Origin of the sequence: Mesorhizobium sp. PAMC28654 (genome assembly GCF_020616515.1) — a bacterium.
Taxonomy (GTDB): Bacteria; Pseudomonadota; Alphaproteobacteria; order Rhizobiales; family Rhizobiaceae; genus Mesorhizobium.
On the sequence record NZ_CP085135.1, the window covers coordinates 240,332 to 264,138 of the forward strand.

The following is a 23,807-nucleotide window of genomic DNA, read 5'->3' on the forward strand; positions in this document are numbered from 1 at the left end:
CTCGGTTGACTTGGCCAAAACCTTCCGATTTACACCGGGTCAGCAAACTCCCGACAGCGCGGACCATTTCCCCATGCTTGAAAAGACCTACGACGCCAAGACCGTCGAGCCGAAGATCGCCAAAATCTGGGAAGAGGCCGATGCCTTTCGCGCCGGCGCCGGTGCGGAGGAGGGGGCCGAGGCCTTCACCATCGTTATCCCGCCGCCGAATGTCACCGGCTCGCTGCATATGGGCCATGCGCTCAACAACACGCTGCAGGACATTCTCGTGCGCTTCGAGCGCATGCGCGGCAAGAACGTGCTGTGGCAGCCCGGCATGGACCATGCCGGCATCGCCACGCAGATGGTGGTCGAGCGCCAGCTGATGGAGAAGCAGATCCATCGCCGTGATCTCACACGCGAAGAATTCATTGAGAAAGTGTGGGAGTGGAAGGCCGAATCCGGTGGCGCGATCTTCAACCAGCTGAAGCGGCTTGGCGCCTCTGCCGACTGGTCGCGCGAGCGCTTCACCATGGATGAAGGCCTGTCCAAGGCCGTGCTCGAAGTCTTCGTCACCCTCTACAAGGAAGGGCTGATCTACAAGGACAAGCGCCTTGTGAACTGGGACCCCAAGCTGTTGACCGCGATCTCCGATCTCGAGGTCGAGCAGCAGGAGGTCAACGGCAATCTCTGGCACTTCCGCTATCCGATCGAGGGCGAGGTTTTCGATCCGGAGAATCCAAAAACCTTCATCGCCGTGGCGACGACGCGCCCCGAGACCATGCTGGGCGACACGGCTGTCGCCGTGAATCCTGACGACGAGCGTTTCCGGCACCTCGTTGGCAAGAACCTTGTCCTGCCGATCGTCGGCCGCAAGATTCCTGTGGTGGCGGATGAGTATTCCGACCCGGAAAAGGGTTCCGGTGCCGTCAAGATCACGCCGGCGCATGACTTCAACGACTTCGAGGTCGGCAAGCGCCACAAACTGCCGGCGATCAACATTCTCACCATCGAGGCCGCGATAAACCTCAAGGACAATGAGGATTTCCTCGCCGGCCTCGACGTGACGCCGGAACGCCAGGCCGTGTGGGATGAGCTCAACGGGCTCGACCGTTTCGTTGCGCGCAAGAAGATCGTCGACCTGATGGAAGCCGGCGGCTTCCTCGAAAAGGTCGAGCCGCATCGCCATGCCGTGCCGCATGGCGATCGCGGCGGCGTGCCGATCGAGCCGTTCCTGACCGAGCAGTGGTATGCGAATGCCGCCGAACTCGCCAAGCCGGCGATCGCTTCGGTGCGCGAGGGCCGCACGAATTTCGTGCCGAAGAACTGGGAGAAGACCTACTTCGACTGGATGGAGAACATCCAGCCCTGGTGTATTTCGCGCCAGCTATGGTGGGGCCATCAGATTCCGGCCTGGTATGGACCGGACGGGCGTGTCTTTGTCGAGAAGACCGAGGAAGAAGCGCTTGGCGCCGCGATCGAATATTATCTGGCGCTGGAAGGGCCCTGGAAGGCCTGGGTCGAGGACAAGCTAGAGAACTTCAAGCCGGGCGAGATACTGACCCGTGACGAGGACGTGCTCGACACCTGGTTCTCGTCGGCCCTGTGGCCGTTCTCGACGCTTGGCTGGCCGGACCAGACACCGGAACTGAAGACCTATTACCAGACCGACGTGCTGGTGACCGGCTTCGACATCATCTTCTTCTGGGTCGCCCGCATGATGATGATGGGGCTGCACTTCATGGATGAAGAGCCGTTCCATACGGTCTATGTCCACGCGCTGGTGCGCGACAAGAACGGGCAGAAGATGTCGAAGTCGAAAGGCAACGTCATCGATCCGCTCGATCTCATCGACGAATACGGCGCCGACGCGCTGCGCTTCACCCTGACGGTGATGGCGGCGCAGGGGCGCGACGTGAAGCTCGACCCGGCCCGCATCGCCGGCTATCGCAATTTCGGCACCAAGCTCTGGAACGCCACGCGCTTCGCCGAGATGAACGAAGTCGCGCGCAACGACGAGTTCTGGTTGAACGATGCAAAGCTGGCGGTCAACCGCTGGATCCTGACCGAGCTGACGCGGGCCGCGCGCGACATTACCGATGGGATAACGTCCTATCGCTTCAACGAGGCCGCAGGTGCTGCCTACCGCTTCGTCTGGAACCTGTTCTGCGACTGGTACCTGGAACTGCTGAAGCCTGTGTTCATGGGCACGGACGAGGCTGCCAAGGCCGAAAGCCGGGCTTGCGTCGCCTTCGTGCTCGACGAGATCTACAAGCTGCTGCACCCGATGATGCCGTTCATGACGGAAGAGCTGTGGGCGCAGACCGCCGGAGAGGGCAAGGAGCGGTCGTCGCTGCTTTGCCATGCCGCGTGGCCTTCACCGGACTTCGAGGACGCGGAAGCGGCCGCCGACATCAACTGGCTGGTTGACCTTGTCTCCGGCATCCGCTCGGTGCGTTCGGAAATGAACGTGCCGCCTGCGGCGATCGCGCCCCTGGTGGTGATCGGCGCCAACGCGGTGACACGCGAAAGGCTGCAGCGCCAGGACTCGGCGATCAAGCGGCTGGCACGGGTTGGCGACATTTCGCTGGCCGATGCCGCCCCCAAGGGGGCCGCCCAGATCGTGCTCAACGAGGCGACCATCTGCCTGCCGCTCGGCAGCCTGATCGACCTGACCGCCGAAGCGGCCCGGTTGCAGAAGGAACTGGTCAAGGTGACAGAGGAAATCGCCCGGCTGCACAAGAAGCTGTCCAACGAGAGATTCGTCGCCAGCGCGCCGGAGGAGATCGTGGCCGCCGAGCGGGAAAAACTCGCGGAGTATCGTGAAGCGCAAGAGAAGCTTTCAGTGGCTCTGAGTCGGGTGCGCGACGCGGGTTGAAATGCTGGAACTGGCGAGGCCTCTCAAGCCGCCTCGACGACTGCGTTCTTGCCTCGAAAACAGGCATTCCGTTGCGTTAATATTGACGTAAACGGAAAGTTTCAGCCCCATTGTTGCCATAATGTAACAATGGGGCGCTTACGCCGTAAAAAGTGCCATTTTCGCGCGGGTTTAGACAGTTCTTCCGCATTTTCTTTGCCGATTTTTGCCCAAAGGCCACTTTTTAGGCCTTCTGGAGGTGGACGCAATTTGTCGAAATTGCGTTCTGATCACCTGTACGTGTACGCCTCTTGAATTCGTTGTTGCGCCGTTAACCTGAATTGGCTCTAGCTTGACGCACTAGTATTTCGGGGAGGAATTCCATGGACATTTTGCGTCTGAAAGCACTGCTGGGGGCAGGGTGTTTTTCATTTGCTTTGATCGGCTCGGTGCACGCCGGCGGCTTTTCGCGCGGGACCGCGGACACCGACATCATTTTTGAGGACGGCAATTTCAACATGCGCACCAGCGTGACGTATGTTGCGCCGACCAGAAAATACTCAGTAAATCCGCTCAATCCGTATCTGGTTGGAGTGAATTACTCGGACGCCTACGCTGTTCCCTCAGCCGCGGTAAAATTCAAGCTGACAGACAATCTGTCTTGCGCCGGAACGATGACGGAATCGTACGGCGGTGACGCGTCCTGGCCTCGCTCGAGCGGGCCACTGGGCAAGTTGAGTGAAAACTTCACCATGTATGAATACGGCGTAACTTGCGGTGTGAAGTACGACCTTAGCAAGGGGCGCGTATGGTTTCTTGGCGGCATCTACGACGAAGTCACGAATTACAGTCTCGATGCCGGAGCCGCGCTGGGGTCAAATTTTGCTCCCCTTAATGTCCGTCTCAATGACAGCAATGTCGGGTGGCGCGCTGGTGTTGCCTATGAAATCCCGGAGATCGCACTGCGCGCGCAATTGATGTATCGCTCCGGCGTCAGCATCAAAGCATCCGGGGAGGCCAATACTTTTGCTCCCACGAACCCGCCGACGCCAATTACTGTTCCTGCGACCGGCGACGCGAAGTTTCCGCAGTCCGTGGAGTTCAAGGCTCAAACTGGTGTTGCGCCAGGCTGGCTTGCCTATGGTAGCGTGAAGTGGACGAATTGGTCAGTCACCAAGCAACTCAACCTGCAGGTTCCGGCGATTGGTCTCAACAATGGCAATGACTACTTCTGGCGCGATGGCTGGACCGTGACCGGTGGCATCGGCCACAAGTTCAATGACTGGCTGTCCGGCACGGTGTTTGCAACCTGGGATCGGGGGGTCAGCACCGGATGGGATCTGACCGGGGCAAGCTACACGCTTGGGACCGGCGTCTCGATGAAAGACAAGATGGGCGGCGAACTTCGATTTGGCGTCGCTGCTGTCTACCTCGCTTCCGTGTCTGAAACCCAATACTCGAATTATCCAGTTGGCGGCGGTAACTTCGCCAACATCAATCGTTCGGTTGATGGCGGCTGGGGCTATGCCCTGTCGGGCGGCTATAGCTTCAAGTGGTAAGCACTTCTATTCGCTACAAAAAAGGCCGGGCATTGCCCGGCCTTTTTTGTTTGTCCGGATTGGTATTGAGGCGAATACGCTCGCACGTATTCAAACTGCGTTGCAGATAAGCCGCACTCGCGTCACGTCGTATGATTGTGACGTTTTGGCAACACTTTCTGAACAACCCCCGCGCTACAAATCCCGCCAAGGAAATCGCCCATTTCCCGCCATAAACCCGGCGCACCTCGAATTGTCTCGGGACACGCGCCAAAAGGCTCGGCGATGGGGCGGGCCGCACCGCCAGCGGCAAGGATGAGTATGGACGTCAGAGTCATCTCCAAGGCCGATCTGCCAAGCCGCCACGTGACCGTTGGTCCGGCGCGGGCGCCGCACCGTTCCTATCTCTATGCGATGGGGTTGTCGGCGGCCGAGATCGCGCAGCCTCTTGTTGGCGTCGCCAGTTGCTGGAATGAAGCAGCGCCCTGCAACATTTCGCTGATGCGCCAGGCCCAAGTGGTCAAGAAAGGCGTGGCCGCGGCCAACGGCACGCCGCGCGAGTTCTGCACGATCACCGTCACCGACGGCATCGCCATGGGGCACCAGGGCATGAAGTCGTCGCTGGTGTCGCGCGATGTCATCGCCGATTCGGTCGAACTCACCATGCGCGGCCATTGCTACGACGCGCTGGTCGGCCTCGCTGGTTGTGACAAGTCATTGCCTGGCATGATGATGGCCATGGTGCGGCTCAACGTGCCGTCGATCTTCATCTATGGCGGCTCGATCCTGCCCGGCAGCTATCGCGGCCGGCAGATCACCGTGCAGGACGTGTTCGAAGCCGTCGGCCAGCACTCGGTCGGCACGATCAGCGATGCCGAACTGCTTGAAATCGAGCAGGTGGCCTGTCCCTCGGCCGGCTCCTGCGGCGCCCAGTTCACCGCCAACACCATGGCCACGGTCGCCGAGGCGATCGGGCTGGCCTTGCCCTATTCCTGCGGAGCGCCGGCGCCCTACGAGATGCGCGACCGTTTCAACTTCGCCTCGGGCGAGAAGATCATGGAGCTGATCGCCAGGAACATCCGCCCCCGAGACATCGTCACGCTGAGAGCGCTGGAAAATGCGGCGACCGTGGTTTCCGCCACGGGCGGCTCGACCAACGCGGCGCTGCATCTGCCGGCGATCGCGCATGAGGCCGGCATAAAGTTCGATTTGTTCGATGTCGCCAGGATTTTCGAGAAGACGCCTTACATCGCAGACCTGAAGCCGGGCGGCAAATATGTCGCCAAGGACATGTTCGAGGCCGGCGGCATTCCACTGCTGATGAAGACCTTGCTCGACCACGGCTATCTGCATGGTGATTGCCTGACGGTGACTGGCCGCACTTTGGCCGAAAATATGGAACACGTTGCCTGGAATGAAGATCAGGACGTGGTCCGTCCCGCCAACCGGCCCATCACAAAAACTGGCGGCGTCGTGGGCTTGAAGGGAAACCTTGCCCCCGAGGGCGCGATTGTGAAGGTCGCGGGCATGGCGGAGCTGAAATTCTCAGGCCCGGCCCGTTGCTTCGATTCGGAAGAGGAATGTTTCGAAGCCGTGACGAACCGCAACTACAAGGAAGGCGAGGTCATCGTCATCCGCTACGAGGGTCCGCGCGGCGGCCCGGGCATGCGCGAGATGCTGTCGACAACGGCGGCGCTTTACGGCCAGGGCATGGGCGGCAAGGTGGCGTTGATCACAGACGGGCGCTTTTCAGGCGCTACACGTGGTTTCTGCATCGGCCATGTCGGTCCAGAAGCCGCCTTGGGCGGCCCGATCGGACTGCTCAGGGATGGTGACATGATCTCGATCGACGCTGTGAACGGCACGATCGAAGTGGCGTTGTCCGAAACGGAACTGGAGACAAGGGCAAGGACGTGGAAGCCGCGCACGACCGACTATCAGTCGGGCGCGATCTGGAAATATGCACAGACGGTAGGGCCGGCCCGCGATGGCGCGGTCACCCATCCGGGCGGTGCGAAAGAAACACACTGCTATGCGGACATCTGAGTTGTTGAGGTCGTCTGTCCTTTCGGCACTGGTCGCGGCAGCGATCTTTGGCGCCGTGGGCCAGGCCATGGCCTTCGACGACAAGGTGTTCGACGACAAGACCGGCGTGAAGCCGCAGTCCAGCCCGTGGGCTGTGTTCCAGTTCGGATTCTCCGCCTACAAGAACGGCCACAAGGAACAGGCGGCGGAAGCCTATAAATACGCCGCCGAGAACGGCCAGATCGGCGCCACATGGAAGCTTGCGCGCATGTATGCCGAAGGCGACGGCGTGGCGCGCGACGACTATGAGGCGTTCAAGTTCTTCTCGGAGATCGTCGATCAGGATGTCGAGCCCGGCTCGCCGGAGGAAAGCTATGTTTCCGACGCGCTGGTGGCGCTGGGCGACTATCTCCGCAAGGGCATTCCCGGCAGTCCGGTCACGGAAAACGAGGTGGCTGCCCAGGAATATTACATGCGCGCCGCCGCCAATTACCGCAATCCGAACGCACAGTTCGAGATGGGCCAGATGTTCCTGAAGGGCGAGGGCGGCGTCAAGGCCAGCGTCAAGCAGGCCGGCCGCTGGTTCCAGCTCGCTGCAGAAAAAGGCCATGCCGGCGCCCAGGCGACGCTTGGCAACCTGCTGTTCCAGAGCGGCAAGATCGTTCGCGGCCTGGCGATGATGACGGCGGCGCTCGAACGCGCTTCGCCGGCCGATCAGCCCTGGATTCGCGGTATGCAGGAAGAGGCGTTTGCCGCCGCCGGCGAGGCCGACCGTCGCACCGCGATTTCGCTGGCCGACGACATCCTTACCAAGGGCGGTGGCGAAGGTGGCGGCGACCAGTAGCCGAGCGATCTCGCGCCGCTCGCGGGTTGCAGGGTCTCGATAGAATCAGTTTGCCGTCGGCTCAGCAGGGATCGCTTTCGGCAAAGGTGTCGAGAGCGGTGCCGTCGGATGCGTTGCGGGCGCTTCTCCGGGACAGTTGTCCGCAACCTTTGTCCACGACGAATTGTTGAGGACCTTGTCGCATCGGGCGAGGTGGCTTTCACCGGCAAGGGTGAGGCACGCGGATTGGCCGAGCTGGAACGACTTGCCATTGGCCAGGCATTCCGGGGCGGCGAGCGCCGCGGCCGTCGCGGCCAAGACGAATCCCAGGGCAATCGGGCAAAGAAGAAGTCGCAAGGTCACGGCAGCCTCCGTCGCAGCATCATGATCTCCGATCAAACGCGCGATTGTGGCGAGATGTGGGTTCGGTTGGTGGATGCCCTTGACCTGCCACTTGTCAAGCCGGCCGCAGCGCGAGGTCTATTGCCACCGGAACGTGGTCGGACGGCTTTTCCCAGGCCCGGACATGCTTTTCGATGGAGGCCGACGAAAACCGGTTGGCGGCCTCCGGCGACAACAGCAGATGGTCTATGCGGATGCCGTTGTTCTTCTGCCAGGCGCCGGCCTGATAGTCCCAGAAAGTGTAGGTGTCCGGCGCGTCGGTGACCGCTCGCACCGCTTCGGTAAAGCCGAGATTGAGCAACCGGCGGAAGGCCTGTCGCGTCTTGGGCTGGAACAGCGCATCGCCCAGCCAGTTCTCCGGAAATCTTGCGTCGATCGGCTCGGGAATGACGTTATAGTCGCCGGCGAGCACCAGCGCCTCTTCAAGCCGAAGCCGCTCTTCGGCCCAACGCTCCAGCCGCGCCATCCAGGAAAGCTTGTAGGGAAACTTCCTCTCGTCATCGATCGGATTACCATTCGGCAGATAGAGCGAGACGACGCGTAGCGCGCCCTTGTCGGTGGAGAAAACGCCCTCGATGAAACGCGCCTGTTCGTCGGTGTCGTCTCCCGGCAGCCCCCTGATGACCCTCGTCGAAGCGCAGCTTCGAAAGAATGGCGACGCCATTGAAACCCTTTTGGCCATGGGTTTCGACATTGTAGCCGAGCGCCTCGATCTCGGCGCGTGGGAACTGTTCGTCGACCGACTTGATCTCCTGCAGGCAGACGATGTCCGGCGCGCTCTCCGTCAACCAATGGGTCAAATTGCCGATGCGGGCGCGAACGCCGTTGATGTTCCAGGTGACGATTTTCATGACGGCCTCGATGCTATTGCGGCGGATGGCGCTCGACGAGGCCGATCGTATTGCCTGCCGGGTCCTTTAGGAAGGCCATCCATTCGCTTTCCCCTGCCGGTCCGAACATGCCCTCGGTATCGCGATGGACCAGGGTCGGCGGTGCGGTGAAGGGCACGCCCGCGGCCTTCGCCTGGGCGTGAAAATCCTCAAGACCGGTGATGTCGAGATAGACAGTTCCGGCCGGGATGCCGTCGGTGAACAACAGCCGCACTCCGCCAGCCATGATGAAGGCGATGCCTGGCGGATCGAAGCGGGCATGCACGCTCATGCCCAGAACATCACGCCAGAAGGCCAGAGTTGTATCGAGATTGCGTCCGGCTGAAAGCGCGATCTGTCGGACCGCGCCTATGGCAGGCATTTCTAGATGGAGAAGCTGGTGCCGCAGCCGCAGGACGCGACCGCATTTGGGTTCCTGATCTGGAACGACTGGCCCATCAGGTCATCGACGAAATCGATCACCGAACCGCCCATATAGACCAGCGACAGGTCGTCGATCAGCACGGTGGCGCCGTCTCTTTCGATGGCGACGTCGTCGTCATTGCGACCATCAACCAGATCGAACTTGTAGGAAAATCCGGAGCAGCCGCCGCCTTCGACGGAAACGCGCAGCGCCGTTTTGCCTGTTTCGCCAGACACAATCTTGGCGATCCGCTTGGCGGCGGCTTCGGTCATGTCGACTTTCATGCCAGTCTTGGCATCCGCGCCCATGGGCGTCACCTTGCTTTCGGTTTCACATGATAGGTATGAAGCGCGAGGGGCCAAGTCAACTGCACCAAGTCAACTGCATCAAGTCAACCTGCGGCATCGACCATGACCAACGAGTTGGGTGACATCGGATTCGGCTACCGGCCGCGCGCTTTATATGCCTGCGATCCGGCAAAGTCGCGCGGGCGATTGTTCGACGAGGTCGAGAGCCCGACCCGCACGCCGTTCCAGCGCGACCGCGACCGCATCATCCACTCGACGGCGTTCCGCCGGCTGAAGCACAAGACGCAAGTTTTCGTCGCGCATGAGGGCGATCACTACCGCACCCGGCTGACGCATTCGATCGAGGTGGCGCAGATCGCGCGCGCCCTTGCACGCGCATTGCGCGGCGACGAGGATCTCGCCGAAGCCGTGGCGCTGGTGCATGATTTCGGCCACACGCCGTTCGGCCATACCGGCGAGGATGCGCTGAACGAGAGGATGGGTGCCTGGGGCGGCTTCGACCACAATGCGCAGTCGCTCCGCGTCGTGACCCGGCTGGAGCGGCGCTATGCCGAATTCGATGGACTGAATCTCACCTGGGAAACGCTGGAGGGATTGGTCAAGCACAATGGGCCGCTGATGGACGCCAGCAGAAAAGGGCTCAAGGGGCCGGTGCCGCAGGCGATTCTCGACTATTCCGAACTGCATGACCTCGAACTCGACCGATTCGCCGGCATCGAGGCGCAGTGCGCGGCGATCGCGGATGACATCGCCTACAACACCCATGATATCGACGACGGCCTCAGGGCAGGGCTGCTGACGCTTGACATGCTGGAGACGGTCTCGCTGCCGGGAACGATCCTGGCGGGCGTGCGCGCGCGCTATCCGGCGCTCGACGACGTGCGCACCGGGCATGAACTCATGCGGCGGCAAATCACGATGATGGTCGAGGACGTGATCAAGTCGACCACCGGCAATCTGGAGCGCATCAGGCCTGGCAGCGCCGACGCGGTGAGGGCGGCAGGCGAGACGATGGTCACGTTTTCCGCCGAAATGGCTGCCCTGGAGAAGGAACTGAAGGTCTTTCTCTACAAGCATCTCTACCGGCACAAGGAAGTCATGCGCGTGCGCGGCGAGGCCGAGCAGATCGTCAAGGACCTGTTCGACGCCTATTTCGCCGATCCGCATGCCATGCCGGATGGCTGGCGCGAAGGGCTCGACCGGGCCGACGATCGCATCAAGGCGCGTAGCGTGGCCGATTTCCTGGCGGGCATGACCGACACCTATGCGCTCAAGGAACATAGGCGTTTGTTTGACCATACGCCGGATTTGAGCTAGGGCGGGCTCGATTTTGCCGGCCAGCGAGCCGGATTCCTGCAAAACCGCCAGAGCCATACCCATGAACATTTTCGCCGATTTCAACGCGCGAATCATAAAAGCCGTAGAAGCGCTCGATCTGAAGGACCGTGACGGCGCCTCACCGGACCTGTCCCGCATCGCCGTCGAGCCGCCGCGTGACGCCAGTCATGGCGACCTGGCGACCAACGCCGCCATGGTGCTCGCCAAGCCGACAGGCCAAAACCCGCGGGCGCTGGCCGAGAGGCTGGCGGAGGCGCTGCGCGCCGACAAGGATGTCGCCGCCGCCGAGGTAGCCGGTCCCGGCTTCGTCAATCTCAGGCTCAAGGACGGGTTCTGGCAGGCGCACCTGACCGCGCTTCTCGGCGAAGGCCGCAATTATGGTCGGTCGACGGTCGGCGGCGGCAAGAAGGCCAATGTCGAATATGTTTCCGCCAACCCGACCGGTCCGATGCATGTCGGCCATTGCCGTGGCGCCGTGGTGGGTGACGCGCTGGCCAACATCATGATGTTCGCCGGCTACGACGTGACCAAGGAATATGTCATCAACGACGCTGGTTCGCAGATCGATGTCCTCGGTCGCTCTGCCATGCTGCGCTATCGCGAAGCGCTCGGCGAAGATGTCGGCGAGATTCCGGCCGGTCTCTATCCGGGGGACTATCTGGTTCCTGTCGGCGAGGCGCTGGTCAAGGAATTCGGCCGTTCCTTGCTGCAGATGCCCGAAGACGAGGCGCTCGCCATCGTCAAGGACCGGACGATCGATGCCATGATGGCAATGATCCGCGAGGATCTGGCGCTGCTCAACGTGCGCCACGACGTGTTCTTCTCGGAGCGCACACTGCATGCCGATAATGCCAAGAAGATCCGCTCTGCGATCAACGACCTGACGCTGAAGGGGCATATCTACAAGGGCAAGCTGCCGCCACCCAAGGGCGAGAAGCCGGAGGACTGGGAGGATCGCGAGCAGACTTTGTTCCGCTCGACGGCGGTCGGCGACGATATGGACCGGGCACTGGTCAAGTCCGATGGCTCGTTCACCTATTTCGCCGCCGACGTCGCCTACCTCAAGGACAAGGTCGATCGCGGTTTCGTCGAACTCATCTATGTGCTCGGCGCGGATCATGGTGGCTATGTCAAGCGGCTGGAGGCTTTGGCGCGGGCGATTGCCGGCGACGATGTCAAGCTGACAGTGCTGCTGTGCAACTTGGTCAAGCTGTTTCGCGAGGGCGAACCGGTTCGCATGTCGAAGCGGTCCGGTGATTTCGTGACTCTGCGCGAAGTGGTGGAAGAGGTCGGCCGTGACCCGATCCGCTTCATGATGCTCTACCGCAAGAGCGATGCGCCCCTCGATTTCGATTTCGCCAAGGTGACCGAGCAGTCGAAGGACAATCCGGTATTTTATGTGCAGTACGCCTCGGCGCGCTGCCATTCCGTGTTCCGGCAAGCGAGCGAACAGTTGGGCGAGGCTAATTTCGATCGCAACAGCCTGGCGGCGGCCACCGCTTTGCTGACCGATGAAGGTGAGATCGGCCTGATCCGCAAGCTTGCGGAATATCCGCGGCTGATCGAGTCCGCGGCGCTTGCGCTCGAGCCGCATCGACTGGCATTTTACCTGTATGATCTGGCCTCCAGCTTGCACGGACACTGGAACCGCGGCACCGATAATCCGGACTTACGGTTTGTTAAGGTTAACGACCGACAATTGACGCATGCCAGACTAGGGCTGGTGCAGGCTGTCTCGGACGTGTTGACGTCCGGCCTGACGCTGATCGGAGCCGCCGCGCCCACCGAAATGCGTTAGGTTTGACTAAAAAACCTGTCACCTTTTGCCCACATTGCGCTGGTATGGGCCAACCCTACGCGACGTCCATGGCGTCCGAATGAGTGCGAGTTCGGGAACAATAATGGCAGACAGAACCCAGCTGAGAGCAGCCGACCGTAACGACATCGCCGACGATGATCCGTTCGCTGAACTGACGAGGATCATGGGCTTCGATCCGCGCCAGCCGGTCAAGCCGCAGGCGTCGGTGCAGCCGTTGGCCGCCGTCGATCACCGGACGGACGAGGCGGATTTCGACATCGATCTCGAAAAGGAGTTGATGGGCGACTTCGGCGACAGCGAAGCCGCCTCCGTTGTTCAGCTTCATGAGCCGACGTTCGAAACGGCGGCCGCCGACACGGTGGACGACGACCTTGCCATGTCGCTCGACGAAGACTTCCATCTGGATGCGGCGGATATTGCCCATCATGGTGCCGATCAAACGGCTTATGGCGCTGTTCAAGCCTCCGAGCCCGCCGTCGACGCTGCATTCGACGATGATTTCGATAACGCCGTCGCCAGTTCGCTCGAGGACGTTTCGCCGTTCGAAGACGACCAGCCGATGGAAGATGAGCTTGCCTCATCGTTCGAGCAGAATTTCCAGCTCGACGGCAATGCCGTCGACCACGCCGAACATTTTGCGCAAGCCGCCCCGGCGATCGAACCGGCTTTCGATCATGAATTCGACAACGCCGTGGCCAATTCGCTCGAAGATGAGCTGATGTTCGACGATTCCCTGTCGACACAAGACCATCAGAGCGCCCCCGAGGCGGAATACCAGTCACCCGGGCAGACCCATGCATATCAGTCGCAGGCGACCTCCGACGAGGATTTCGCGGGTCATTTCGACGATGCCATGACCGACGTTGGCATCGATTTCGACCAGCCTACCGCCGCCGATCAATCGGTCGCGATGATCGAGGAACTGGATGCGCATGGCGTACATGCGGAGCCGGTGGCTACGCGCGACGAGACCGTTGGCCTGGCCTCGACAGAGGCGTTCGACCACGATTTCGAACTGAATTTCGACGATGCGCTCGCCGAGGAAGCTCACGAGCCGTTGGCCCAGCTGGCTGCCCCGGCGGTTCAGCCGACCATCACTGTACCGGTTGCGCCCGTCGTGCAGCCCGTGCAGGCCCCGGTTGCGAACGAACGTAGTCTTGAAGACGAGTTGAATGCGCTGCTGGGCGCCATGAGCGCACGGACAGCGCCGGTGGTGGCCACGGAGCCAGCCATGGTTCAGCAGCCGGTCGTTCAGCAACCCGTCGCGGTCGCCGAACACGCGGCCGAGGAACCGGCGGATCTCGTCGGCGATCTGGATTGGGATCTTGACGAGCACGCGTCTTCTGAGCCGCGGCAGGATCAAGCAGCTCAGCCTGCCAGCGCCGATCTCGACAGTCTTCTGCTTGATGAGCTCCAGGGGCATGACTTCGCGGCCGGAGATGCCATGGGTGCTGACGTCGCCAACGTCGATTTCGACAAGGATGCCTTCGACGCTGCCTTCGCCAGAAGCATCGGCCTGGATGATGACAGGGCTGACGACAAGACATCGAACGCGCCGCGGTCTGCTACCCCGGACGATACTGTCGATTCACTCAATTGGCTGGCCGAGCGCTCCACTCCACCCGAGCCTGCCCGCTCGTGGAGTCGTGTGACGCCGGTTGCGCAGCCGCCCGTAGCGCCCGTGGCCACGCCACTTGCTTCATTTGCCGCGGTGGCCGTTGCGCCGGCGGTGATGGCCGCGTCCGCATATCGGCCTGAGCCGATCAGGAGCGAGCCGGTCAGGACCGAGCCCGTCTATGCGGCGCCGGCGCCCGTGCAGCAGGAACAGTCCGCAAGATACGACGAGATGCCCGACGTCGAGACTGTCGACGTGCCAGAGCGCGTCGTGGCGCTGGCTGACGATCTCGACATTCCCGAGTTGCACTTCGAAGAGGATGAACCGGCATCCGCCGGCTATGACGATCTCGACTCCGAGTTTGCCAGCCTTCTCACCGAAATGAACACAATGGATGTGCCCGCCGCCGCGCCCGCGCGCAGCCCGGCCTATGACGATGAGTCCTATGGTGCCGGCTTCAAGCCTAGCTACGAGCAGACGACGCAGGGCTATGCGCAGGCCAAGCCAGGCTACGACCAAGCCAAGCCGGGTTACGGTCAGGATCGGGTCGAAGCGCGCACCTATGCGGCGCGACCCACGGAAATGCCGGCAGCTGCATCCTATGCCGATGCGGCCGGCTTTGACGTGAACGAACTGCCTGGCAGCCAGCCGGTTTCGCAGGCCGACGACTTCACCGTCGACGAACTGGACTATGATCCGGAATTGGACGAGGCGATGGCGGTTCCAGGCCTTGCGGCCCAGGAGAACGCACGGCAGCCTCGCCGGCGGGGCCTGTTTATCGCGGCAATCGTCGGTGGTGTCGCGATCGCTGGCGGTCTTGGTGCCTTTGCATTGTCCTTTGGCGGCAAGGGCAGCGGCGGGGCGCCAGTAATCGTCAAGGCCGACAATGCGCCGATCAAGGTCAAGCCGGAGAATCCGGGCGGCACGGTCGTGCCGAACCAGGACAACAAGGTCTACGACGCGGTGCTCAAGGGCGCGAAGCCCGCCGAGCAGGTCCAGCAAAAGCTGGTGACCAACACCGAGAAGCCAGTGGATGTGGCCGCCAAGGACCAGCAGACCCGTGTCGTTGATCTTTCTCCTGACCAGACCGATGCTGCTCCGGGTACGGATGCGGCTGGAAACCCCGACACGGCCGCGGCGCCTGTGCCGAAATCGGAAGACCGCATCGCGCAGGTCCTGCAGGATGCCGACAAGGGTACGAATACCGATGTCGTCGCCGTGGCGCCACGCAAGGTGAGGACCATGGTGGTCAAGGCCGACGGTTCGCTGGTTGCCCGTGAGGATCCGGCACCGGCAGCGCAGCAAGTCGCCGCCGCCGAACCGACCGACCCGGCGCCGCAGCACGTGGCCCCGTCGGCTCAGGACGACAGCCAGGCAACCGGCGCCGTGTCGCCTGCCGACCAGACAACTTCCGACCCGGCAAAGCCGGCGTCTGCCCTCAAGCCGGTGGCTGTGCCCAAGGCTGAAGCCAAGGCCCAGTCGGCAAACACGCCGGCCAAGGTCCCGGTCGCGCCGCAGCGTCCTTCCGACCAGCCCGTCGATGTGGTTGGCGAGGTCAAGCCTGACCAGGTGGCATCGATCGATCCGGCCGCGGCTGCTGCCGCTGGTGGTTCGTGGTCGATCCAGATCGCGTCGCAGCCGACTGTCGACAGCGCTCAGTCCACCTATCAGGACCTGCAGCGTCGCTATGGCAGCGTGCTTGGCGGCCGTACGGCCAACATCGTCAAGGCCGAAATCGCCGGCAAGGGTACGTTCTACCGCGTGCGGGTTCCCGCGCAGTCGCGCAATGACGCGATCAACCTGTGCACGAGCTACAAGGCCGCGGGCGGTAACTGCTTCGTCTCGCGCTGAGAGCTTCTATTCCCCTTCACGAAACCGGCGCTGTCCCAGACAGCGCCGGTTTTTTCTTGGAGTATCTGGCTTCCGGCAGGCGTTTCGACGCGATTCCCTTTGTCCGCGTAAAGCTTTAGACTCGCCGACATGACCGAATCGAAAGCCATGATCCTCGGCTGTAGCGGGAAATCGCTGACGCGAGACGAAATCCGCTTCTACCGCAATGAATGCCCGTGGGGCTTCATCCTGTTCGCCCGCAACATCAGCGAGACCGAGCAAGTCCGCGACCTCGTCGATTCGCTCCGCGATTGCATCGGCCGTCCGGATGCGCTGGTGTTCGTCGACCAGGAAGGTGGGCGGGTGCAGCGCCTGCGGCCGCCGCTGGCGCCGAACTATCCGTCGGGCGCGGCACTCGGCGCGCTTTGGCGCGATGACCACGATGTCGGTGCCCGTGCCGCCTGGCTGATGGCGCGGCTGCTTGCCTTTGATCTGCTGCGATACGGCATCACGGCGGATTGTCTCCCGGTCCTCGATGTGCCGATCGACGGGGCAAGCGATGTGATCGGCGCGCGTGCCTATGGCAGGGAGCCGCGCGCAGTCATTGAACTGGGCCGCGCTCTGGCGGAAGGGTTGATGTCCGGCGGCGTGCTGCCTGTCATGAAGCATATTCCAGGACATGGCAGGGCCTTGGCCGACACGCATCTGGAGCTTCCGACCGTCAATGCTTCGATGAGCGATCTGCAGCGGCACGATTTTGCCCCGTTCAGGGAGCTCAACCACCTGCCGATGGCGATGACGGCGCATGTCGTCTACAGCGCCATTGATCCCAAAAATCCGGCGACCACATCCGGCAAGGTGATCGACGAGATCATTCGTCGTGAAATCGGATTTGATGGCCTGCTGATCAGTGATGACACCTCAATGAAGGCACTTTCTGGGGATTTCCCGACAAAGGCGGCCTCGATCCTTGCGGCGGGCTGCGATCTGGTCCTTCACTGCAATGGCGTTTTCGAGGAAATGGTTGGCATTGCGTCGCGCAACAAGGGTCTTGAGGGCAAGTCGCTGCAGCGCGCCGAACGGGCGCTGACCTATATAAAGAACCGCGACGCCGCGGATGAAACCGAGATACGCGCTGAATTCGCCACCTATTTCGAAGCGGTGGCCTAACAGAGAAGGCAAAGGCAGTGGCGGAAGCATTGGAAAGCAAGCCTGCGAAGGCCGCACCGATGGACCGTCTGTGGGCCGAGAACGACGATTCGCGCGTGACCGGCGATCCTTCGCTGGTTGTCGACGTGGCAGGCTTCGAGGGACCGCTCGACCTTCTCTTGCACCTTGCCCGTACCCAGAAGGTCGACCTGTCGCGCATCCCGATCCTGGCGCTGGTCGAGCAATATCTGACCTTTGTCGAGACGGCGAGGGCGCTCAGGCTCGAGCTTGCCGCCGACTATCTGGTGATGGCGGCGTGGCTGGCCTTCCTGAAGTCGAAACTGCTCATTCCCAAGCAGCCCGGCGATGACGGTGAAAGCGGCGAGGAACTGGCGGCGGTCCTGCAATTCCGGCTGAAGCGGCTGGAAGCCATGCGCGACGCGTCGGCGAGGCTGGTCAACCGCAACCGGCTTGGCCGTGATGTCTTCGCGCGTGGCATGCCGGAAATGGTCATTGTCGAGAAACGCAACGCTTATTCGGCGTCGCTCTACGATCTGCTGACCGCCTATGCGCAGCAGCGGCAGAAGCAGGCGATCACCAATGTGACCATCGCCAGACGCCTTGTCTGGTCACTCAAGGACGCGCGCGATATCCTGACCCGGATGGTGGGGGCGCTGACCGACTGGACGGCGCTTGACAGTTTCCTGATCCAGTACATGACCAGCCCGGAAGAGCGGCGCACCGCGATCGCCAGTTCGTTCGCCGCCACACTGGAACTGGTTCGCGACGGCACGATGGATGTGCGGCAGGACCAAGCCTTCGCGCCGATTTATCTGCGCGGCCGCGCCCAGGCAATCACGGCAATCGAGGTGGCATCATGAGCGAACGCGCCAACGCGTCGGTCATTCCGTTCAAGGTCGATGACGAGCCCGAGGAGGAGGCATCGGCCCAGAATTCCCAGCGGAATCCCGCTGAGCGACTGCATCTTGCGGAAGCCGTGCGCATGGCCGAGGCTATCGTTTTCGCCAGCGCCCAGCCGGTCAGCGAAAAGCAGCTCGCCGCGCGGTTGCCCGACGGCATCAACATTGCCGCGGCCATGGCCGAGCTGCAGCAGATCTATGCACGTCGCGGCGTCAACCTGGTGCGCGTCGGCGACGCCTGGGCGTTCCGTACGGCCGGTGACCTCGCCTTCCTGATGAGCCGCGACACGGTGCAGCAAAGGAAGCTTTCCCGCGCGGCGCTCGAAGTGCTGGCGATCATTGCCTACCATCAGCCGGTGACCCGCGCCGAGATCGAGGATATCCGTGGCGTGGAGACCTCGAAGGGAACGCTCGACACGTTGCTGGAAACCGAATGGGTGCGCATGCGCGGCCGGCGCCGGACGCCCGGCCGTCCAGTCACTTACGGCACCACCGATACGTTCCTCGATCACTTCGCGCTGGAAGAAATCCGCGATCTTCCCGGAATGGAGGAATTGAAGGGTGCCGGCCTCTTGTCGGGCCGCATGCCGTCGAACTTCTCCATTCCGCTACCGCCGGCCGATCCGGACGCGCTGACCGATGACGAGGATGCGCTGACCGACATCGATCTCGAAGAACTCGGCCTGCTGACGCCGCGCGTCACGGAAGATTGAGCATATCCACCTCGTAGAACCGCCAGGGGGCAGGGCTGCGCCGATTCGTAGCGGGGTGGCCGCGAGGAAAGTGCGTGACATCCATCACTCATTCATAAACTTTGTCGCTGTTGTGTTTGAATCCCAACGCGAAAACGCATAGATCAGCGTCAGGGAAAACATTCGAGAGAGATTTGCTATGGGTTCATTTTCGATTTGGCACTGGATGATCGTACTGGTCATCGTGCTCCTGGTGTTCGGCCGCGGCAAGATTCCGGAGCTGATGGGCGACATGGCCAAGGGTATCAAGAGCTTCAAGAAGGGCATGGCGGACGACGATGTTGCCGACGACAAGCGCACGGTCGAGCATCGCGCTGACGAGACCGTTTCGGCAGCCAAGGAAAAGGCCAGCAAGAGCTGAGCCCAGAACCTAGTCGGAACAGGTAGCCATGTTTGACGTCGGCTGGAGCGAAATGCTGGTGATCGCGGTCGTCATGATCGTGGTCGTCGGACCAAAGGATTTGCCCAATATGCTGCGCACCTTTGGCCGCACGGCGGCGAAGCTGCGCGCCATGGCAGCCGACTTCCAGAGGCAGTTCAACGACGTCTTGAAGGAAGCCGAACTCGACGACATCAAGAAATCGGTCGACGAGCTCAGGGGCCTCAGCCCGGTTGCCGAGATCAAGAAGCAGCTCAATCCGTTCGAGCAGGCTGCGGCCGACGTGCGCTCCGGCGTGGACAACATGATGAAGCCGAAACCGGCGGCGGATCCCTCCGCGCCGGTGGCGTCGACACCGCAGGCGTCCAAGCCGCTGAAGAATGGCGCCACGATGATGCCAGGTGTCAATGGACCGGAGACGACGCCGGCAACACCTATTTTCCCGGCAATGACCGACGAATCCGTGGTGACGGCAGCTGTCGAGCAGCCGGCAGTGCCGCTGAAGACGCCCGCGGTGAAAAAGGCGACGAAGGCCACGCCGGTAAAAGCGGCGCCGGTGGCAAAAGCCAACCCGAAAGTTTCCGTGGCCGCCACCAAGGCGTCCACGTCGGCGAAGGCCACGGCCGCAAAAGCGTCGCCCGCGTTGAAAGCGCCTGCCGAGGCGGACGCTGCAAAGCCGACGGCGGCAAAAGCCGCAAAGGGGGCCGCGACAAAGGCGGTTGCGGCGAAAACTACCGCTGTTAAAGCTGAACCGAAATCCGCGGCGGCGAAGAAGCCGGCCGCGACTGGCAAGAAGACGGCGGGGGCCGCTAAGTGAGCGTTTCGGACAAGGAAAAGGAAGAGATCGACAAGTCGTCGGCTCCCCTCATCGAACATCTTATCGAGTTGCGGCGCCGGTTGATCTGGTCGCTCGGCGGCTTCTTCGTCGCCTTCCTCGTGTGCTTCTTCTTCGCCAAGAAGCTGTTCAACCTGCTGGTTGTGCCGTTCAAATGGGCAACCAAGTGGGCAGGGCTCGATCCGCACAAGGTCGAGCTGATCTATACGGCGCCGCAGGAATTCTTCTTCACGCAGGTCAAGCTCGCTATGTTCGGCGGCATGGTCATCGCGTTTCCGCTGATCGCCACGCAGATCTACAAATTCATCGCACCCGGCCTCTACAAGAATGAACGCAACGCCTTCCTGCCGTTCCTGATCGCTTCGCCGCTCCTGTTCCTGATGGGCGCGTCGCTGGTCTATTTCTTCTTCACGCCGATGGTGATGTGGTTCTTCCTCGCCATGCAGCAGACCGGCACCGACGATCAGGTGCAGATTTCGCTGCTGCCGAAGGTGTCGGAATATCTCAGCCTGATCATGACGCTGATCTTCTCCTTCGGCCTGGTGTTCCAGTTGCCGGTGGTGACCAGCCTGATGACCCGGGTGGGCATGCTGTCGTCAAAGGCGCTGGCCGAAAAACGCAAATGGGCGATCGTGATCGCCTTCGTCGTGGCGGCTGTGCTGACGCCGCCGGATCCGATGAGCCAGATCGGCCTGGCCATTCCGACGATCATTCTCTACGAGGTCTCCATCTGGGCCGCGAAGTGGATCGAGCGGGATCAGGAAAAGCAGCGGGTGGCGCGCGAGAAGCAGGACGCCGCGGAGACTGTGGCGGAGAAAGCTCCCGACGAACCACCACCGCCGGCTGCTTCGTAACAACGACATCGCGGATTGCCCCGTCAAAGGGGCGTTCGCGACGAGCGAACAGGTGCGGTTGTTCGTCCCTGGGGGCTGTTGCGCCCGGAAAAACCCAAGGCCACCGACCACTCATCTTGCATAGATCAATGATGCGGTTTACGCCCTCTGGCTGAAATGCATCGCACTCAAGGCGATGCGTTTCAGTTTTGTTTTGAGCGTGTCGTTTCCCCAAACCACTGCGCACTTTTGGGCGACACGCTACCGCAGGAGCGTTCAGACCATGCTTGATATCAAATGGATTCGCGACAACCCGAAGACCCTGGTCGAGGCGCTGGTGAAGCGCTCGTGGTCCGGTGCTGAAGCGCAGTCCACGGTGGATGATCTGATCGCCAGGGATGAGGCGCGGCGCGAACACGTCACCGAGTTGCAGATCAAGCAGGAACGCCGCAACGCCGCTTCGAAGGAGATCGGCAATGCCATGCGCTCGGGCGATGGCGTGCTTGCCGAGAAACTGAAGGCCGAGGTCGGTGATATCAAGGCTTTCATCCAGAACGGCGAGGTGCGGGAACGCGATCTCGACAAGGCTCTGAACGACGCGCTGGCGATATTGCCAAACGTGCCGCTCGATGACGTTCCCGTCGGCAAGGATGAGCATGACAATGTCGTCAAGCGCATCGTCGGCGAGGTGCCGACGCGCCCGAACTGGGTAAAGGAGCATTTCGAGATCGGCGAAGCGCTCGGCATGATGGATTTCGAGCGGGCGGCGAAGCTTTCCGGCTCACGCTTCACCATCCTGAAGGGCGGACTTGCTCGGATGGAACGCGCGCTCGGCCAGTTCATGCTCGACCTGCACACGACCGAGCACGGCTACGAGGAAATCCAACCGCCGCTCATGGTGCGCGACGAGGTTCTTTTTGGCACCAACCAGTTGCCGAAGTTCGAGGAGGACCTCTTTTTCACGCCGCATGGCGACGGCAGGCTTGGTCTCATTCCGACCGCCGAGGTGCCGCTCACCAATCTCGTGCGCGAGGAGATCACGGCGCATGAAAAACTGCCGCTGCGCTACACGGCGCTGACACCATGCTTCCGTTCGGAAGCAGGCTCGGCCGGGCGCGACACACGCGGCATGCTGCGCCAGCACCAATTCTACAAGGTGGAACTGGTGTCGATCACCGATCAGGAGTCTTCACTCGCCGAGCATGACCGCATGACCGCATGCGCCGAGGAAGTGCTGAAGCGTCTCGGCCTGCCGTTCCGCACCATGGTGCTGTGCACCGGCGACATGGGTTTTGGCGCGCGCAAGACGCATGACATCGAGGTGTGGCTGCCCGGCCAGAACGCCTATCGCGAAATCTCGTCCTGCTCCGTCTGCGGCGATTTCCAGGGGCGGCGCATGGACGCCCGCTACAAGGACAAGGACGGCAAGGGCAATCGCTTTGTCCATACGCTCAACGGTTCGGGCACCGCTGTCGGCCGCGCCCTTATCGCTGTCATCGAAAATTATCAGAATGAGGACGGCAGCGTAACCATTCCTGAAGCGCTGCGGTCTTACATGGGCGGTCTGGAAAAGATCGAAGCGAAATAATGCGCATTCTTCTGACCAATGATGACGGCATCCACGCCGAGGGCCTCGTGTCGCTCGAACGCATCGCCCGCACACTGTCCGATGATGTCTGGGTCGTGGCGCCCGAGCAGGACCAGTCCGGCTATGCGCATTCGCTGTCTATCTCGGAGCCGCTTCGGCTGAGGAAAATAGGCGAGAAGCATTTTGCCGTGCGCGGCACGCCGACCGACTGCGTCATCATGGGCGTGAAGAAGATCCTGCCGGGAGCGCCCGACCTGATCCTGTCGGGCGTCAATTCCGGCGCCAACATTGCCGATGATGTCACCTATTCGGGCACGGTTGCCGGCGCCATGGAGGGTGCTTTGCTCGGCGTGCGCTCGATCGCGCTCAGCCAGGCCTACAGCTATGTCGGCGAAGATCGCGTGGTCCCTTACGAGACCACCGAGGCACTGGCGCCGGCGCTGCTGAAAAAGCTTGTCGCCATGCCGCTGCCGGATGGCGTGCTGCTCAACGTCAATTTTCCCAATTGCCTGGCCGAGGAGGTTGTCGGCACAGTCGTCACCTCGCAAGGCAAGCTGGTGCACAGCCTGTGGGTCGACGAGCGTCGCGACGGGCGAGGGCTGCCTTACTATTGGCTGCGCTTCGGCCGGGAACCTGTCGAGGGCAAAACCGGGACCGACCTTCATGCCATGCGCAATCGGCTGGTGTCGGTGACGCCGCTGCAACTAGACCTGACTGCCCATGAGATTCGCGATCAATTGACCAAGGCGCTCGCATGAATACAGTGGATGACCGCGAAGGCTTTGCCGCTTTCCTGCTGCGCCTGCGCGGCAGGGGAACGGTGCCCAAGGCACTGATCGCCGCTTTCGAGGCGACACCACGGCGCGGTTTCCTTGCCGTACAATTCCATCCGATCGCATGGTCGGACCGCATGCTGCCGATCGAGTGCGGCGAGGCGATCGAGGGCGCAGACATGCAGGCGGCGGTTATCGCGGCGCTGGGCATCGAGCCAAGCAACCGCGTGCTCGAGATCGGAACGGGCTCCGGCTACACGGCTGCGGTGATGTCGCGGCTTGCGGCGCGGATTGTCACCGTGGATCGCTACAAGACGCTCACCGAACAGGCCAGGCAGCGTTTCGAAGCGCTCGGCATCGGCAATGTCATTGCCCGCCAGGCGGATGGCTCGGGCGGGCTGGCCAATGAAGGACCGTTCGATCGAATCGTCGCCTGGGCGGCCTTCGACAGCCTGCCGCGCTTTCTGCTCGACCAATTGTCGAGCGGCGGTGTCGTCATCGCGCCGATCGGGCCGGAGGAGGGCGAGCAGGTGCTGGCCAAGCTCACCAAGGTGGGCAGCCGTTTCGAACGCGAGGACATCGGCCTCGTGCGTCTGCAGCCGATCCTGCGCAGTCTCGCCACTGTAATCTGAAGTCTCCCGGTCCAGCTCGATCCTTGCGAAGGCCGTGCTCCGGCCTTCGACGACATACCCGTGCACTGAAACAGGAGCATGCGGCCGAAAACCGGCTGCAAATAGTTTTAAGAAAAATT

General features: G+C 61.9%; 19 protein-coding genes and 1 pseudogene. 16 read left to right on the plus strand and 4 right to left on the minus strand.

Translation table 11 applies throughout. The annotated features are described in order from the left end of the window. Nucleotides 1–73 precede the first annotated feature (73 nt). From LGH82_RS01160 to LGH82_RS01175, 4 genes are all read left to right on the plus strand, one after another. Nucleotides 74–2,857, plus strand: coding sequence for a valine--tRNA ligase (locus LGH82_RS01160; protein WP_227346939.1), 2,784 nt, complete (start codon nt 74–76; stop codon nt 2,855–2,857). Nucleotides 2,858–3,219: 362 nt separating this feature from the next. Beyond that, nucleotides 3,220–4,395 (plus strand): OmpP1/FadL family transporter, encoded by a 1,176-nt coding sequence (locus tag LGH82_RS01165; RefSeq protein ID WP_227346940.1) that lies wholly within the window; start codon nt 3,220–3,222, stop codon nt 4,393–4,395. Between the two features lie 300 nt (nt 4,396–4,695). Continuing rightward, on the plus strand, nt 4,696–6,420 hold the full coding sequence (ilvD, locus tag LGH82_RS01170; protein ID WP_227346941.1) for a dihydroxy-acid dehydratase: 1,725 nt from the start codon (nt 4,696–4,698) through the stop codon (nt 6,418–6,420). Further along, the gene (locus LGH82_RS01175; protein WP_227346942.1) at nt 6,407–7,243 is read left to right on the plus strand and encodes a tetratricopeptide repeat protein; all 837 of its coding nucleotides are present in this window, start codon (nt 6,407–6,409) and stop codon (nt 7,241–7,243) included. The genes ilvD and LGH82_RS01175 overlap by 14 nt, the downstream gene beginning before the upstream one ends. A 45-nt stretch (nt 7,244–7,288) precedes the next feature. Here the strand turns inward: LGH82_RS01175 and LGH82_RS01180 are convergent, their stop codons facing one another. The 4 genes and pseudogenes from LGH82_RS01180 to erpA form a co-directional block, all read right to left on the minus strand. Continuing rightward, on the minus strand, nt 7,289–7,585 hold the full coding sequence (locus LGH82_RS01180; RefSeq protein WP_227346943.1) for a hypothetical protein: 297 nt from the start codon (nt 7,583–7,585) through the stop codon (nt 7,289–7,291). 94 nt (nt 7,586–7,679) lie between these two features. Then, nucleotides 7,680–8,475 (minus strand): annotated as a pseudogene (xth, locus tag LGH82_RS01185) (exodeoxyribonuclease III). Between the two features lie 13 nt (nt 8,476–8,488). Then, nucleotides 8,489–8,875, minus strand: a complete 387-nt coding sequence (locus tag LGH82_RS01190; protein WP_227346944.1) for a VOC family protein — start codon at nt 8,873–8,875, stop codon at nt 8,489–8,491. Between the two features lie 2 nt (nt 8,876–8,877). Further along, nucleotides 8,878–9,225 carry an iron-sulfur cluster insertion protein ErpA gene (gene erpA / locus LGH82_RS01195; RefSeq protein ID WP_227346945.1) on the minus strand — a complete coding sequence of 116 codons (348 nt, stop codon included), beginning with the start codon at nt 9,223–9,225 and terminating at the stop codon, nt 8,878–8,880. A 102-nt stretch (nt 9,226–9,327) separates the two neighbouring features. Here erpA and LGH82_RS01200 point away from each other — a divergent pair, with 102 nt between their 5' ends. The 12 genes from LGH82_RS01200 to LGH82_RS01255 all read left to right on the plus strand — a co-directional run bounded on the left by LGH82_RS01200 (nt 9,328) and on the right by LGH82_RS01255 (nt 23,688). Beyond that, the gene (locus LGH82_RS01200) at nt 9,328–10,542 is read left to right on the plus strand and encodes a deoxyguanosinetriphosphate triphosphohydrolase (RefSeq protein ID WP_227346946.1); all 1,215 of its coding nucleotides are present in this window, start codon (nt 9,328–9,330) and stop codon (nt 10,540–10,542) included. 61 nt (nt 10,543–10,603) lie between these two features. Beyond that, nucleotides 10,604–12,361, plus strand: a complete 1,758-nt coding sequence (gene argS, locus LGH82_RS01205; RefSeq protein WP_227346947.1) for an arginine--tRNA ligase — start codon at nt 10,604–10,606, stop codon at nt 12,359–12,361. A 103-nt stretch (nt 12,362–12,464) separates the two neighbouring features. Continuing rightward, nucleotides 12,465–15,848, plus strand: a complete 3,384-nt coding sequence (locus tag LGH82_RS01210) for an SPOR domain-containing protein (RefSeq protein WP_227346948.1) — start codon at nt 12,465–12,467, stop codon at nt 15,846–15,848. Between the two features lie 129 nt (nt 15,849–15,977). Further along, the gene (nagZ, locus tag LGH82_RS01215) at nt 15,978–16,997 is read left to right on the plus strand and encodes a beta-N-acetylhexosaminidase (protein ID WP_227346949.1); all 1,020 of its coding nucleotides are present in this window, start codon (nt 15,978–15,980) and stop codon (nt 16,995–16,997) included. A 59-nt stretch (nt 16,998–17,056) separates the two neighbouring features. Further along, complete coding sequence (locus tag LGH82_RS01220; protein ID WP_227349447.1) at nt 17,057–17,857, plus strand: segregation and condensation protein A; 801 nt, start codon at nt 17,057–17,059, stop codon at nt 17,855–17,857. Further along, complete coding sequence (scpB, locus tag LGH82_RS01225) at nt 17,854–18,609, plus strand: SMC-Scp complex subunit ScpB (RefSeq protein ID WP_227346950.1); 756 nt, start codon at nt 17,854–17,856, stop codon at nt 18,607–18,609. Before LGH82_RS01220 ends, scpB begins: the two co-directional genes overlap by 4 nt. Nucleotides 18,610–18,787: 178 nt before the next feature. Next, nucleotides 18,788–19,009 carry a twin-arginine translocase TatA/TatE family subunit gene (locus tag LGH82_RS01230; protein WP_015317533.1) on the plus strand — a complete coding sequence of 74 codons (222 nt, stop codon included), beginning with the start codon at nt 18,788–18,790 and terminating at the stop codon, nt 19,007–19,009. Nucleotides 19,010–19,037: 28 nt separating this feature from the next. Beyond that, nucleotides 19,038–19,844, plus strand: coding sequence for a Sec-independent protein translocase protein TatB (gene tatB / locus LGH82_RS01235; RefSeq protein WP_227346951.1), 807 nt, complete (start codon nt 19,038–19,040; stop codon nt 19,842–19,844). After that, nucleotides 19,841–20,716, plus strand: a complete 876-nt coding sequence (gene tatC, locus LGH82_RS01240) for a twin-arginine translocase subunit TatC (RefSeq protein ID WP_227346952.1) — start codon at nt 19,841–19,843, stop codon at nt 20,714–20,716. The genes tatB and tatC overlap by 4 nt, the downstream gene beginning before the upstream one ends. Nucleotides 20,717–20,978: 262 nt before the next feature. Then, the gene (gene serS, locus LGH82_RS01245) at nt 20,979–22,283 is read left to right on the plus strand and encodes a serine--tRNA ligase (RefSeq protein ID WP_227346953.1); all 1,305 of its coding nucleotides are present in this window, start codon (nt 20,979–20,981) and stop codon (nt 22,281–22,283) included. Further along, entirely contained in the window at nt 22,283–23,041 is a 759-nt protein-coding gene (gene surE, locus LGH82_RS01250; RefSeq protein ID WP_227346954.1) for a 5'/3'-nucleotidase SurE, read from the plus strand. Before serS ends, surE begins: the two co-directional genes overlap by 1 nt. Beyond that, nucleotides 23,038–23,688 (plus strand): protein-L-isoaspartate(D-aspartate) O-methyltransferase, encoded by a 651-nt coding sequence (locus LGH82_RS01255; protein WP_227346955.1) that lies wholly within the window; start codon nt 23,038–23,040, stop codon nt 23,686–23,688. The genes surE and LGH82_RS01255 overlap by 4 nt, the downstream gene beginning before the upstream one ends. Nucleotides 23,689–23,807 lie beyond the last annotated feature (119 nt).